This window comes from Chelatococcus reniformis (assembly GCF_014640075.1).
Taxonomy (GTDB): Bacteria; Pseudomonadota; Alphaproteobacteria; order Rhizobiales; family Beijerinckiaceae; genus Camelimonas; species Camelimonas reniformis.
In genome coordinates this window covers 273,543-287,787 of sequence record NZ_BMGG01000010.1, presented here as the reverse complement: position 1 = coordinate 287,787, position 14,245 = coordinate 273,543, and the positions used below count along the sequence as shown (strand labels likewise).

Sequence of the window (14,245 nt, the reverse complement as noted above, 5' to 3'; positions counted from 1 at the left end):
CAATAACGGGGTCTGGCCATTAAACGCGTTGCCGGCCACTCGGTTCCCGAACCGAGTGGGCACGCCGGCGCGTCGGCGCCCGTTGCCCCCGCGGCTCAGGCGCGCAGCGGCATCTCGAATGTAAAGCGCGTCTCCTCATCGGTTGAGATCACGGTCAGTATGCCGCCGTGGGCGCGCGCGATTTCGGACGCGATGAAAAGCCCGAGCCCCAAGCCCTGTTTGCTCAAGCTCTCTCCGCGCGTGTACGGCTGGAAGAGGCGCTTCACCGTCTCCTCCGGTATCGCTTTGCCTGAATTGGAAACGGACAGCAGGAATGCGCCGCCTCGGGACTTTGCCTCTACGCTGATGGGGTCCGCCGGGTCGCCGTGGGTGAGCGCATTGGCCAGAAGATTGGAGAGCATCTGACCGATGCGCCCGCAGTCGCACTCCAGCGCGTCGGGAATCGTGAGATCCGTCTCGATCCTTCGATCGGGGTGGGCGAGCGAGAGCTCCGACAGGACCTGCTCCAAGGTGGGACCCAAATTTCGCGGGTCGCCGCGATCCAGCGAAATGCCGCCCCCCAATCGCCCGCGCGCAAAGTCGAGCACGTTCGAGATCAGGCTCGACATGCGCGTGACGCTGCCCTGCATGACCTGCAGGATGGCCAGCGCACGACCGGTGAGCGGCTCCTTCCGCAGCAGGTGCACCCCTCCACTGATCGAAGCGAGGGGATTACGCAGATCGTGACCGACGACCGCGATGAACTGCTCCCGCAGCTCGGCTGTCGCCCGTTCATCGAGCAGACTCGCCTCGCTCCGGGCGAGACGCTCGCCCGCGGAAATGTGGAACGCGATGAGTTCCGCAAACAACTGGAACATCCCGATCACGGCCGGCGTCTTCAGCCGATTGGGCCGGGGATCGATGGCGCAGAGCGTGCCGAAGAACGTCCCGTCCTGCAGCACGATGGGCACGGAGATGTAGCTCTGAAAGCCGTATATCGCCGGCGTCGGGTGGCTGCAGAAGGCTTGGTCCTGAGCCACGTGATCGATGACCACCAATTGCCCGCTCTGCCGGATTTCGTTGCAGATGGTGGTCGTGACCTGCAACTCGCCACCAGGCTTCAGACCGAAGTCGATCCTGTCCAGCACCGAACAGGCGATCCAGCGCCCTTCGGTCACCCGGGCGACGGCCGAAAATCCCATGCCGGTCGCGTCGCACACCACCTGGAGGATCGAGGGCACCGCCTCGATGCTCGCGATCAGCTCGACGTCCGTCTCGAAGCCGGCGCTGGACACGTTCGGTTCATCCGCGGAGTTGTGATCGCCGGCGCCCGCAAGGCGATGCTGCCGCACGCGCCCCGGCGTCAGCCATAATGCACAACGGCGAATTGAGCCACAGCCGCGCGGCCTCGGCGCGCCATCGCCTCGGGCGCTCGAATCTGCCCCGAGGCCTCATGCGGCGGGGGACGCTCGGAGCAGATCGGCGATGCGGATCGGCGGATGGCGATCGGCAGATGGCGGATCCACTGTCAGGTGACGGCTTCGCCGACCGCGGCCGGGTGTCGCGATGCGGCCGACAGCGCCGGGCCCTGCTGACGTTCGGGCGGCCGATGGATACACTGGCGAAGCCCGCCTCCGCCGCGGCCAAAACAGGATCCAGGGAGAGAGACAGATCAGCATGGCAAGCCTCGCCGCCGAATCCACAGCCCGCCCTCCGTTGCAGCGTGCCGACTTCGGTCGCGTCTCGGTGTTCCTCGGAGAGAAGAACGGAAAGTATCCCGACGGGAACCAGGTCATGGTGCGTGGTTCCGACACGCTCGTCGCCTTGGACACGCCGATCGCCTCCAATTACATCGGCCCCGCGTTCGACTCCGCCGAGCTGGTGGTGATGAGCCACGTGCACGAGGACCACATGGCGGGCCTGCACCGCCTGCCGCATGCTCCCGTGCACGTGCACGAGGCCGACCTCGCGGCGGCGCACAGCTGGGAGGGCCTGGCGGCAGCCTACGGCACCGCCGAGGCGGCTCTTCCGGCGATGTTGGCCAAGTTCGAGTCCGAGTTCTTCTATGCCCCGCGGCCCGACGCGACCGGCTATGGGGACGGCCAGGTCTGGGATCTGGGTCAGGTGCGGATACGCGCCTTCCACATGCCCGGCCACACCGCCGGCCATACTGCACTCCTGATCGAGCCCGAGGGCATCGCCTTCATCGGCGACATCGACCTCAGCGGTTTCGGTCCCTACTACGGCGACGCGTCGTCGAGCCTCGGCGACTTCCGGCGCTCGATCGCGCGTGTGGCGGAGATCCCGGCGCAGGTGTGGGTCACCTTCCACCACCGCGGCATCTATACCGAGCGCGAGCGCTTTCTCGACGATCTGGCCGCCTACGGCGCCAAGCTCGACGAACGCGACGGGCGCCTGCTCGAGCTGCTGCGCTCCTCTCCCAAGACGCTCGAACAACTGGTCGCGTGCCGCCTGCTCTATCCGGTGGACTACCAGGAGCCGTGGGTGGTCGACTGCGAGACACGCACCATCTCGCAGCACCTGGAGGAGCTCGTCGCCGACGGACGCGCGCGGGTCGACGAGGAGGGTGTGTACCGCCCTGCCTGAGCGGGGCTGGGCCCCTGGGCCGTGAACGGCGGGTCCAGCCGCGCAAGCGCACGGGGTGTCATGCGCCGCCGGCTCCGCCTCCGCCGAACCCTGCCGCAATAGGGACGACACGGACCCGGAGGAAGTCCCGACCAGATGAAATCGTCTGGTCGGGTTCGAATGTCTCAAGTCTTTTTATCGTCACCAACAATGATTGGTGGGGCTCGTCACGAGCCGCCCTGAGCCAAGGGAGCCCGGGAATGTTCACGTGTTCGCCCATCGACGACGAGCCGTCCGAGGCGGGCCTCTGCCTGTGCCACAGCCCGGCCTTCGCCCGACTGAATGCGCTCGTCGAGCGCAGATTCACACGGCGCGCCTTCCTCGCGGGCGCCGCCGCGGCGGGCACCGCGGAGCTGTGGCCGAAGCAGGCGGGCGCCGGCATCCCCGACGCGCCGAAGGCGCCGATCGTCTTCGCCAACGTCAAGTTGTTCGACGGCAAGTCGGGCCAGCTGGCCGAGGGCCGGCGCGTGATCGTCGACGGCAACAAGATCAAGGCCGTCGAGCCGGCCGACAGCCCCCTCGTTCCGGGCGCTCAGGTCATCGACGGCGGCGGCCGCACCTTGATGCCCGGCCTCATCGACGCGCACTGGCACGCCATGATGGCCGCCGTTCCGATGCTGGAGCTGCTGACCGCCGACATCGGCTTCATCAACCTGGCGGCGGCCGACGAGGCGCAGAGGACGCTGATGCGCGGCTTCACCAGCATCCGCGACATGGCGGGCCCGTCGTTCGGCCTCAAGCGCGCCATCGACCGCGGCCTGACCGCCGGGCCACGCATCTGGCCCTGCGGTGCTATGATCTCGCAGACCAGCGGCCACGGCGACTTCCGCATGCCCTACGAGGTCCCGGCCGCACCCAACGCGCCTCTGAGCCACGGCGAGGTCTTGGGTGCAGGCATGATCGCGGATGGCCCCGATCAGGTGCTGAAGCGCGCGCGCGAGCAGCTGATGCTGGGCGCAAGCCAGCTGAAACTGGCCGCCGGCGGCGGCGTCTCCTCCAGCCACGATCCGATCGACGTTGCCCAGTTCACCGAGGCCGAGTTCCGCGCGGCCGTGGACGCGGCGGACAACTGGGGCACCTACGTCACGGTGCACGCCTACACGCCGCGCGCCGTCCAGACCGCCATTCGCGGCGGCGTGCGCTGTATCGAGCACGGCCAGTTGATGGACGAGGAGACGGCGCGGATCATGGCCGACAAGGGCATCTGGCTCAGCACGCAGCCCTTCCTCGACAACGAGTATGCCAATCCACAGCCCAACCCGCTGAACCGGGCCAAGCAACTCGAGGTGTCCGCCGGCACCGATGCGGCCTACGGCTTCGCCAAGAAATACAAGCTCAGGACGGCCTGGGGGACCGACATGCTGTTCGACCCCGGGAGGACGAAGGATCAGGGCGCCATTCTCGCGACGCTGACCCGCTGGTACGCCCCGGCGGAGATCCTGACGATGGCGACCGGCACCAACGGGGAGCTGCTGGCCATGTCGGGCCCACGCAACCCGTATCCCGCCAGGGTGGGCGTGATCGAAGCCGATGCCTATGCCGACGTGCTGCTCGTCGACGGCGATCCCACCGGGGACATCAAGCTGCTCGCCGATCCGGACAAGAACCTCAAGGTCATCATGAAGGACGGACGCCTGTACAGGAACACCTTGGCCTGACCCGGCGCCAGCCTCGCGGGACGGAGCAAACCTTGCCGCGCGACGCCGGCCCGCCGCGAGCGACACCATCTGAGGTTCTGCGCGGCGCCGGCAACTCCGCCAAGTACGGCCACGGCCGCGCCCTTCAAAGTAACGTGAAGTCGGCTTTCAGGTTGCGCGGATTATGCCATTCTCTCTTTGCGCTAGTCAGCCTGCCCTTGGGGGTGCAGGTTTGGGGGCACGGAGACCGGAAATGGGCTACGTGGTGTTGATCTATCGCAAGCACGGCCGCGAGCCGTCGGCACTCGTGCGCGAGAGCTTGGCGGAGGCCGTCGACTTGGCACAGCGGCTCATCCAGAAGGGCAAGGAGGTGGCCGGCGTCGCAGGCGTCGGCGGGGCTACCTTCGCGGCACCCGAACTGGCGAGCCTGATCCGACAGAAGGGACAGCGGCGCCGGTAGCGCGGCCTCAGGCGTCTCCGGAGATCATGTGGCGGAGGCCGGCGGCGTCGGCCGCCGCTCGGCAAGCCATTGTGAAGATTGCAGAAGCAACACACCCGACCCGTTGGACAATGCATGAGTTCTGCCATGACCAACGACGCGACTCACCTGCCTTCCGAAGGCTATCTCTCGGCCCTGCGCTGGCTCGTCGACGCCGGCGGCGAGAAAGCCACCAGCGACATTCCACACGAGCGCCTCGAGCCGCTGCTGCAGCTCTCGAGGCGGATGGACAGCGGCCAGTTCGTTCGCGTCCGCCTCGGCTCCAGGTTTAGATCTGTCGTCTGCATCACCTCGGCGGGGCGCCAACTGGCGCTCCGGCAGGGGCCTGACCGGCGTGGCCGCTAGAGCGTTTTCGAGCGAAGTGGACGCCGGTTCGCGTGAAGAAAGCGCGACAAAACAAACAGATAGAGCATTTCGGCGAATCGCAGAAACGCGGAAATGCTCTAGACCCGATCGGTCCGGCGCTCGGGGATGGGACCGGCGAAAGAATAAGGCCGGTGCTCGCCCCTTTGGCGGCACCGGCCTCATCGCGGTCCCCTGTGTCGGCCATTGATTGGGCGACCTAGGCCGGCACCCGGAACCGAACTCATTAGAACCATTTTACATTCTGGCGACAACATCGCCTTTAGTCTGCGGTTGCCGCACGCGTGCCGCAGGCCATGAGGCAGCGACGTGGGCACCGGGATGCAATCGGCGGCGAGCCGGCGTAGGCTGGTCGCCTCCCGCGCCTCATGGCGCCTGGTCGAGGTGCACATCCATGGCTGAGTACATTCCGAGCCCTGTCGAGTGGGTCCGCAAGCAAGTGGATCTCTACGAGGGCAGCGGCGGCACCCAAGGCACGACGCTGCTCGACACCGGGCTGCCGGTCATCATCGTCACCCACATCGGCCAAAAGACCGGTGCGGTTCGCAAGACGCCGCTGATGCGCGTCAAGGACGGCGACAGCTACGTCCTCGTGGGCTCGCAAGGCGGCGCGCCGAAGGACCCGCAATGGGTCCACAACCTCCGCGGCAATGGCGAGGTCGAGATCCGCGACGAGACCGTAGCGCAGCCCATGCGGGTACGCGAGGTCGAGGATGCGGCCGAGCGCGCGCGGCTCTGGGCCCTTAGCGTCGCGGCTTTTCCGCCCTATGCGGACTACGAGAAGCGAACGACGCGGCAGATCCCGCTTTTCGTGGCCGAGCCGCTGCGCACGACGGGGTAGGACAGACCGCCGCGGGCAGGCGTGCTTCGGCCCAAGTCCTCGAGTCCGGGACTCAGGTCGATGCGCCTGTCCCAGCCGCTCCGCCGCCGAGCAGGCGTGTCAGCACCGCGGCCGGCATCGGGCGCCCCAGGCGGGCGGCCTGCCCGGCCCACAGGTTGGTGAAGTCCGCCGAGCCGCGTGCTTCCGCCTGCGCCCGCAGCGGCGCAAGGGCGCCGCCGGCGGTGGGGAACGCCGGAGCCAGGTCCGAGAGCGGTCCGACCTCCCGCATCAGGCGGTTGACGATGCCGCGGGCCGGACGGCCGGTGAACACGTTGGTAATGGCCGTCTCAGCAGCCCCGTCGCCGGCCAGCGCCTCCCGGTGAACCTTTGGGATGCGCGCCTCCGGCGTGAGGAGATAGGCGGTTCCGACCTGCACCGCCGATGCACCAAGGGCGAAGGCCGCCGCCACGCCGCGGCCATCGGCGATGCCGCCGGCGGCGATCACGGGCACGTCGATCGCATCGACCACCTGCGGGACGAGCGCCATGGTGCCCACCTGGGTCGTCATGTCCGCGCCCAGGAAGTTGCCGCGATGGCCTCCGGCCTCCGCGCCCATGGCGATCACGGCGTCGACGCCGCGGGCAGCGAGCCAGCGAGCCTCGGTGACCGTGGTCGCCGACGAGATGATCCGTGCACCCGTCGCCCTCACCCGGCCGAGCAGCGCCGCCTCGGGCAAACCGAAGTGGAAGCTGACCACCCGCGGCCGATAGGCCTCGACCACCTCGCAGAAGGCTTCGTCGAACGGCGCCCGCCCGGCCCCGGCGGGGGCATCGTCGGGATTAAGACTCAGCTCAAGGTAGTAGGGGGCGAGCCGCTTGCGCCAAGCCGCCTGCCCGGCGGGATCAGCGGCCGGCACGGTATGGCAGAAGAAGTTGACGTTGATCGGCCGGCGCGTGCCGGCGCGGACGGTGTCCAGCGCCGAGCGAAGCTGCTCAGCCGAGTATTGCGCTGCCGGCAGCGAGCCGAGGCCGCCGGCCTCGCTCACCGCGACAACCATTTCCGGTGTGGTCGCCCCCGCCATCGGCGCCTGAATCACCGGCAGCTCGATGCCGAAGAGATCGAGAAGTCTGCGATCGGATGCTGTCATAGCGCGAGCCCTCCTAGAGCATGTCCCGATCAGATGAAATGCTCCACCTTTTTGAATCGGGAGCGCGTGTCTCCGGTCGGGTGGTTCCCCCCGATCGAAACGTGCGCGCGGACTGGGGTCAGCGCGCCGCAGGCGCGCTGCGGCGACGATACTCGGCGACCGGCAGGCCGCCGACCCCCCAATTTTCCATGTCTACTTCCTCGATGACGACAAAGGTCGCATCGAAGGGCTTGTTGAGCACATCGAGCAGCAGCTGGCTCGCGCCCTTGATCAGGGCCGCCTTCTCCTCGGCTGTCGCGGCACTGCGACGGGACCCGGATCCTTCACGGGTGATCTGGATGGTGACGATCGGCATGACACTCCCTCACCAGCGGCCGGCGCTCTGGCCGCCGTCGACGTGCAGGATCTCACCCGTCACGAAGCTCGCGGTTTCGAGGTAGAGCACCGCCTCGACGATGTCGCGGATCTCGCCCATGCGGCCCACGGGATGCAGCCGGGCCAGAGCCTCGTGCGTCTCTGGCGCGTGCATCGGTGTCTTGATGATGCCGGGCGACACGGCATTCACCCGGACGCCCGTCGACGCGTACTCGATGGCGAGCGACCGGGTGGCAGCGTTGAGGCCGCCCTTGGTCAGCGACGCCAGCACCGAGGGTACACCGGCAATCGGCTGGTCGACGAGACTGGTCGTGATGTTGACGATATGGCCGGAGCCCTGCTTCACCATCTCCTCCGCGGCACGCTGCGTGATGTGGAAGAAGCCGGCCAGATTGACCGACAGATACGAAGCGAAATCGTCCGGCGAATACGCGGTGAACGGCTTGGCGATGAAGATACCGGCGTTGTTGACGAGGGTGTCGAGACGCCCAAAGCGCGCCAGTGCGTCGCCGATGACGCGATCTGCGACCGCGGGATCGCTGATGTCCCCAGCGACGGCCGCGATGTCCGCTTCGCCGCTCGGCTTGATCGAGCGCGCGTTGGCGACCACTCGGTAGTTGCGGTCCCTGTAGGCCTTGACCAGCCCGGCGCCGATGCCCTGGGAGGCGCCGGTGACGACAACGACTTTCTGCTCTGCACCCATGATGAACCTCGACGAGATGCCCGGCGGGCGATTGCCCCGGCGCGCTCGCCATCTAAGCCCCGCCGTTCCTAGGCCGAATACCCGCACTGCGGCGGACACTCTTGCGCATTTCGAGCGAATGACGGTTCGTCAGCCGGCGGCATCCGTCTTTAGGCGGGCGAACACGGCGCGCAGGCGCGGTACCGCGTAGTCGACGAAGGCCCGTACCTTCGGGGCCGACAACCGGCCCTCGGGCGTGATGAGGTGCACTGGCAGCGGCGCGTGCTCGGCCTGCGTCAGGATCACTGCAAGCCGGCCCCTGCGCACCTCCTCTGCCACATGATAGGAGAACAGCCGCGTCACGCCGTGCCCGTCGACGGCCGAAGCAACGGCGGCGCGCACGCTATTGACGACGAAGCGAGGCGTGAATGGCACGTTTCGCGACACCGACGAGCCGCTCGCCGGCGGAAAGCTCCACGAATCCGGCCCGAAATGGGTCATGGCGATGATCCGGTGCTTGGCGAGGTCTGCGGGCTCGTCGACCCTTGGGTGGGCCGCAAGATAGCGGGGCGACGCCGTCACGATGCGCCGCACCTCGCCGACCCGCACGGCCACCATCGACGAATCCGGCAGATGCGCGATGCGCAGGGCGACATCGATGCCCTCGTCGACGAGATTCACCGGTCGGTCGAGCAGATAGAGCCGCGCGGCAACCGCCGGAAAAGCGTCGAGGAAGGCGTCGAGAACCGGCCGGAGCACGTCTTCGCCGCTGACCACCGGCGCCGTGATGGTCAAGGTGCCGCGCGGCGCCGAGCGCTCGCCGGCGGCGAGCATGTCCGCCTCCTCCAGATCGGTGAGCACACGCCGGCAGGCGGCGGCGTAGCGCTCGCCCGCTTCGCTCAGCCGGATCGAGCGCGTGGTGCGATGGAGCAATTGCACTCCGACGTGGGCCTCGAGCAGCGCCAGCGCCCGGCTCACCGCGGCGGGCGAGCGCCCGAGGCGGCGCCCTGCCCCGGCGAGGCTCCCCTCGTCCAGCGTCGTGACGAACACCTTCATCGCGTCTATGCGATCCATCATTATTCCGAAATCTGAAACACTGACTGTCGCAGTCTAGGAATTCATCGGCGTCATGCAACGCCGTACATCGGTCCCGAGGACGGCGGACGGCACCGCCGCATTACCTCGGGAGATCGACGATGCCCCTGTCCACGACCACGAATGTCGCCTTGCGCACCGCGGCCGTCGGCCCGGTCACGGTGTTCTACCGGGAGGCCGGCGATCCAGCGAAGCCGGCGCTGCTGTTGCTGCACGGCTTTCCCAGTTCGTCGCACATGTTCCGCGATCTCATCCCACGCCTGGCCGACAGCTATCACGTCGTGGCGCCGGATCTGCCGGGCTTCGGCTTCACCACCACACCCGAACGCGGCCAGTTCGACTACACCTTCGACAATCTGGCCAAGGTGATCGAGCAGTTCACCGACGTCATCGGCCTTGCGAGCTATGCCCTCTACGTCTTCGACTATGGCGCGCCGGTCGGCTTTCGCCTGGCGCTGTCGCGCCCACAGCGGGTGACGGGCATCATTTCCCAGAACGGCAACGCCTACGAGGAGGGCTTGAGCGACGGTTGGGCGCCGATCCGACAATACTGGCAGGAGCCGAGCCAGGAGAACCGTGACGCCCTCCGCTCCTTGCTCACCCTCGAGGGCACCCGCTGGCAATACGTGCACGGCGTACCCGATGAGACCAAGGTGGCGCCTGAATCGTATTGGCTGGACTACGCCCTGCTGTCACGTCCCGGCCAGGACGAGATCCAGCTGGACCTGTTCGGCAACTACGCCGCCAACGTCGCGCTCTATCCAGCCTTCCAAAGCTATTTCGCGACGCGCCGGCCGCCGGTGCTGGCGGTGTGGGGCAGGCACGATCCGTTCTTCCTGCCGCCGGGCGCCGAGGCCTTCAGGCGCGACAACCCCAACGCCGAGGTCCATCTGCTCGACACCGGGCATTTCGCGCTGGAGACGCACGCAGCGGACATTGCATCACTCATTCGGGCGTTTCTGGCTCGGGCCTTGGCTCGCCCTTGAGGCGAGGCACCCGGGCGCAAGAGGCCAACGCGTCGCGCGATCGCGGGGTGCCTGATTGCGCGATCCCACTGTCATGTCCGGGCAGCCGATGGCTGATAGGCATGTGCGAAGTTGAAACTTAGCCGGTGGTTGAGCGCAGCCGTTCATGCGAGTGTCACCAGAACAACGTCGCCTCATGCGCATGGACCGCTCCCGCAGACCAAACCGCAGCACCATCGCGCTCGCCTGCTGGGCGTGCTGCGGCAGCGCGCCCGCCTGGGCATTGGAGGCCAGTGAAGCGAGGCGTGCCGCAGAGGCAAGGCGCATCGCGGCCGAGGCTCCAGCCATCGGCTCGCCGTTCGGCGCCGGTGGCGATCCGCAGACCTCGGTCGCGCAGCCCGACACGTCGGCCAAGCCGTCGGCGAACGTGACGACGTCGATCGCCGACGGCCTGGGGCCCCTGGGCGACCCCGGCGGCTATCGCGCCTTCCTGAAGCGGCATGGCGTGGACTACAGCCTCACCTATATCGGCGAGGTTCTGGGCAACGCCTCGGGAGGCAGACGCCGAGGCGGCGTCTACGCGGGCAGGCTGGACGCCCAAATAGACCTCGATATCGAGAAGCTCGTCGGCTGGAAGGGAGGCGCCGCCCACGCCACCTTCTACCAGATTCAGGGAGCCGACATCTCGCACAGCTACATCGGCAACGGCATGACGGCGAGCGGCATCGAGGCCCTGCCCTCGTCGCGGCTCTTCGAGCTGTGGTTCGAGCAGCGCCTGTTCGATGACCGGCTGTCGCTCAGGGCCGGGCAACTCGCCGCCGACACGGAGTTCGCCGTCAGCCAGACGGCGACGCTGTTCGTCAACTCGACCTTCGGCTGGCCGGCCATCCTGGCCATGGATCTGCCGAGCGGCGGCCCGATCTATCCGCTGGCGACGCCGGGCGCACGGGTCAAATACGTGCCGAACGAGAACCTCTCGTTCCAGGTCGGCGTCTTCAACGGCGACCCCGCTGGGCCCGATCGCCTCGGGCTTCAGCCCGAGCCACAGCGGCGAAACCGCCGGGGAACGAATTTCCGCGTCACCGACCCGGCGTTCGTCATCGGCGAGATCGCCTATGCCTACAACATCGACGCCGGCTCAAAGGGCCAACCAGGCACCATCACGGTCGGAGGCTGGCACCACTTCGGCCGGTTCGACTCCTTGCGCCACGAGGTGGGCGGGCTCGCCCTTTCCGGCGCCACCGCCGAGGGGGCCGCCCGCCGATTGCGCGGCAATTCAGGCGTCTACGGCATGATCGATCAGACGATCTACCGCGAGCCGAACGACCCCAACGACGGCGCCAGCGCCTTCGTCCGCGTCGCCGCCTCACTGGGCGACCGCAATCCCGTCGATTTCTATGTTGACGCCGGCCTTGCCTATAAGGGGCTGCTCCCCGGCCGCTCGGACGACACGCTTGGCGTCGCTATCGCCCACGCGCGCTTCTCCGGCGGGGCGCGCGGGGCTGATCGCGACGCCATCCTGCTCGGCGACGATGGCGGCGGCTTCGTGCGCAAGGCGGAAACGGTTCTGGAGGCCACCTACCAGGTGGTGCTCGGCCCCGGCATCTCGGTGCAGCCCGACTTCCAGTACATCATTCGGCCGGGCGGCGGCCTCCGCAACCCTCGCTACCCGGCCGCCGGCCGTCTCGCCGACGCGGCAATCGTCGGCCTGCGCTGGACCATCCGGTATTGACCGTCATGGCTCGGCCGGCTTCGCCGCGCCGCTGGCGCTTGGGCTGCTCGGCGTTCTCCGACGGCGGTCGCGTCGGTCAGGCGGCGCGCAAGAAGGAGGCGAGCGGGCCCCCCGCGCCCGCCACGGGATCGGACGACGGGAACGCATGCTTCGCGATACGCTCGCTCATCTCCGCCGTCGGCGCCGTACGGACGAGGTCCGGGCTCTGTCCCGGCGGGTAGGCCCCGACGACCAGGAAATCCTGGCGCGCCTCCAACCGGCAATGGCCGGTGCCGACCGGCAGCAGCGCGACGTCGCCAGCCCGGATCTCGACCTCGCGCCTGTCCGGGCCGCCGAGCATCGGCAAGCCGCCCGCCGAGGACATTGCCAATGGTCAGCCCGACGCCGAACAGAAGCAGCATCAGGGTGACGCCGTGCTGCGACACTCCGCTCACCTGCTCAAGAATCGGTGCGATGTAGGTGAAGACGCTGAACAGGCTCGCCGACGTGACGACGCTGATCAGCATGGCGAGGAGCACCTGGACGCGGCCGAGGGAGCGGGCCTCGCGCGCCAGATCCATCGGCGGCACCGGCAGCTCCCGCGGCAGCCAGGCCTGGAGCGCCAGCGCCGCCAGAACCCCGATGGCTGCGACGGCGAAGAAGGTGTCGCGCCAGCCCAGCGCCTGCCCAAGCGCCGTCCCAAAGGGCACGCCGAGCACGTTGGCCAGGGTGAGGCCGGCGAACATCATGGCGATCGCCTGGGCCCTCCGATGCGGCTCGACGAGGGCGGCCGCCACGACGGCGCCGAGACCGAAGAAGGCACCGTGGCAGAGCGCCGTCACGATGCGGGCTGCCATCAGCAGCGCATAGCCCGGCGCCACGGCGCAAAGCAGGTTGCCCAGGATGAAGATGGCGATCAGGACGAGCAGAGCCCGCTTGCGCTGCATGCGTGCCGTCGCGATAGCGAGAATGGGCGAACCGAACGTGACGCTCAGCGCATAGCCCGTCACCAGCAGGCCCGCCTGCGGAATCGTCACTGCGAGGTCCGTCGCCACGTCGGGCAGCAGCCCCATGATCACGAATTCGGTGGTGCCGATGCCGAATGACGCGATCGCGAGCGCGAGCAACGGAAGTCGGGAGGCCGACAGGCCGTGGGTGGACAAAGCTGGAGGTTGCGTGGGCATCAGCATCACCGAGTGTCGGGCACAGCCTGATGCGCCCGATTGCGAAACCCTCGGCCCGGCCGCCCGTCCTCCCGGCGGCGCCGGCAACCGGAGCCGACGCGGAACTTATGCTGCGATGCAGCACATTCAAATGAATTGCCCGACTACGATCCAGTCGCCGATGGAATTGTGACAATCACGCCGGGCGAGTGGCCCGCCCGGGATGAATTTCGCGGACGAGGGCAAGCCAGGCCTGGGCCGCCTGGGACAGATAGGCGCCGCGGCGCCAGATCATGGCGATGTCCCAACCCGTCTGCGGCTCGGCGAGCGGCACGCGGGCGACGGCGGGATGGGGGCGCTGCTGCGCGATCATGCGCGGCAGGAAGGCGACGCCGAGACCGACGGCGGCGAGTTCCACGACGAAGTCGATCTGGCTGCTACGGGCCGCCACCACCGGCTCGAAGCCGTGGCGCCGGGACGCGCCGAGAATGATGCGATTCAACGCAAAGCCCGTCTCGAACAGGACGAAGGGGACATCCTTGAGGTCGACGAGCGTCACTGACGTGCGCTGCGCCAGCGCGTGGGCAGCGGGCAGCAGCGCGACCAGCGGCTCGCGCCGCACCTGCTGCCACGCGAACTCCTCCGATACCGGCAGCAGCAAGGCGGCCAAATCGATCTCGCCGTTCCGCAGGATCTCCTCCAGCCGGTCGCTGCCGTGCTCGACGAGCCGGATGTCGATGCCCGGGTGGCGATTGCGATAGATCGCGAAGAGCGGCGCGAAGAGCGTGCTTGAGCCCACCGGCGGGAGACCCAGCCTCAGCGTCCCCCGCCGCAGGCCCTGGAGATCCTGCAACTCGGACATGAGGTCGTCGCGCTGCGCCAGCATCTGGACCGCGCGTCGGTAGACGACCTCACCGGCGACTGTGAGCGTGCTGCGGTGTCCGATGCGATCGAGCAAAGGCACGCCCAGTTCGTCCTCGAGCTGCTTGACCGCCTTGCTGACGGTCGATTGCGTGGCGAACACCACCTTGGCGGCCCGCGAAAAGCTGCCCTGGCGCACGACCTCGACGAAGGCGCGCAGCGTTCGAAGCTCCATGTCCAGTCGATATCAGAATATACATTATTCAAACAAGTCATTTTGTGCATGGGACAACGCAGCATAT

General features: G+C 67.9%; 14 protein-coding genes. 7 read left to right on the top strand and 7 right to left on the bottom strand.

All coding sequences use genetic code 11. From position 1 onward, the window contains the following. Positions 1-95: 95 nt before the first annotated feature. Complete coding sequence (locus IEW34_RS25860; RefSeq protein ID WP_244642219.1) at positions 96-1,274, bottom strand: GAF domain-containing sensor histidine kinase; 1,179 nt, start codon at positions 1,272-1,274, stop codon at positions 96-98. 382 nt (positions 1,275-1,656) lie between these two features. Between IEW34_RS25860 and IEW34_RS25855 the strand changes: the two genes are divergently transcribed. The 5 genes from IEW34_RS25855 (at position 1,657) to IEW34_RS25835 (ending at position 5,965) form a co-directional block, all read left to right on the top strand. Then, a complete protein-coding gene (locus IEW34_RS25855; protein ID WP_188612110.1) occupies positions 1,657-2,586 on the top strand; it encodes an MBL fold metallo-hydrolase in 930 nt (309 codons plus the stop codon). A gap of 239 nt (positions 2,587-2,825) precedes the next feature. After that, positions 2,826-4,283, top strand: coding sequence for a metal-dependent hydrolase family protein (locus IEW34_RS25850; RefSeq protein ID WP_188612109.1), 1,458 nt, complete (start codon positions 2,826-2,828; stop codon positions 4,281-4,283). A gap of 232 nt (positions 4,284-4,515) precedes the next feature. Next, positions 4,516-4,722, top strand: coding sequence for a hypothetical protein (locus IEW34_RS25845; protein WP_188612108.1), 207 nt, complete (start codon positions 4,516-4,518; stop codon positions 4,720-4,722). Between the two features lie 126 nt (positions 4,723-4,848). Then, entirely contained in the window at positions 4,849-5,106 is a 258-nt protein-coding gene (locus tag IEW34_RS25840) for a hypothetical protein (protein ID WP_188612107.1), read from the top strand. A 412-nt stretch (positions 5,107-5,518) separates the two neighbouring features. After that, positions 5,519-5,965, top strand: a complete 447-nt coding sequence (locus IEW34_RS25835; protein WP_188612106.1) for a nitroreductase family deazaflavin-dependent oxidoreductase — start codon at positions 5,519-5,521, stop codon at positions 5,963-5,965. A 52-nt stretch (positions 5,966-6,017) separates the two neighbouring features. On the opposite strand, the gene IEW34_RS25830 is transcribed toward IEW34_RS25835, so the two are convergent. The 4 genes from IEW34_RS25830 to IEW34_RS25815 all read right to left on the bottom strand — a co-directional run bounded on the left by IEW34_RS25830 (position 6,018) and on the right by IEW34_RS25815 (position 9,222). Beyond that, positions 6,018-7,091, bottom strand: coding sequence for an NAD(P)H-dependent flavin oxidoreductase (locus IEW34_RS25830; protein ID WP_188612105.1), 1,074 nt, complete (start codon positions 7,089-7,091; stop codon positions 6,018-6,020). A 118-nt stretch (positions 7,092-7,209) separates the two neighbouring features. Beyond that, entirely contained in the window at positions 7,210-7,446 is a 237-nt protein-coding gene (locus IEW34_RS25825; protein WP_188612104.1) for a tautomerase family protein, read from the bottom strand. A gap of 9 nt (positions 7,447-7,455) precedes the next feature. Continuing rightward, positions 7,456-8,169: an SDR family NAD(P)-dependent oxidoreductase gene (locus IEW34_RS25820; protein ID WP_188612103.1), complete on the bottom strand. Its 714-nt coding sequence runs from the start codon at positions 8,167-8,169 to the stop codon at positions 7,456-7,458. A 129-nt stretch (positions 8,170-8,298) separates the two neighbouring features. Next, positions 8,299-9,222 (bottom strand): LysR family transcriptional regulator, encoded by a 924-nt coding sequence (locus IEW34_RS25815; protein ID WP_188612102.1) that lies wholly within the window; start codon positions 9,220-9,222, stop codon positions 8,299-8,301. Positions 9,223-9,344: 122 nt separating this feature from the next. Between IEW34_RS25815 and IEW34_RS25810 the strand changes: the two genes are divergently transcribed. Both IEW34_RS25810 and IEW34_RS25805 read left to right on the top strand, forming a co-directional pair. Next, positions 9,345-10,229, top strand: coding sequence for an alpha/beta fold hydrolase (locus IEW34_RS25810; protein WP_188612101.1), 885 nt, complete (start codon positions 9,345-9,347; stop codon positions 10,227-10,229). Positions 10,230-10,410: 181 nt separating this feature from the next. Continuing rightward, positions 10,411-11,940: a carbohydrate porin gene (locus tag IEW34_RS25805; protein WP_188612201.1), complete on the top strand. Its 1,530-nt coding sequence runs from the start codon at positions 10,411-10,413 to the stop codon at positions 11,938-11,940. Here IEW34_RS25805 and IEW34_RS25800 read toward each other — a convergent pair. Beyond that, positions 11,874-13,103 carry an MFS transporter gene (locus tag IEW34_RS25800; protein WP_188612100.1) on the bottom strand — a complete coding sequence of 410 codons (1,230 nt, stop codon included), beginning with the start codon at positions 13,101-13,103 and terminating at the stop codon, positions 11,874-11,876. The two genes, IEW34_RS25805 and IEW34_RS25800, sit on opposite strands and share 67 nt — an antisense overlap. A gap of 175 nt (positions 13,104-13,278) precedes the next feature. Then, the gene (locus IEW34_RS25795) at positions 13,279-14,178 is read right to left on the bottom strand and encodes a LysR family transcriptional regulator (protein WP_188612099.1); all 900 of its coding nucleotides are present in this window, start codon (positions 14,176-14,178) and stop codon (positions 13,279-13,281) included. Positions 14,179-14,245 lie beyond the last annotated feature (67 nt).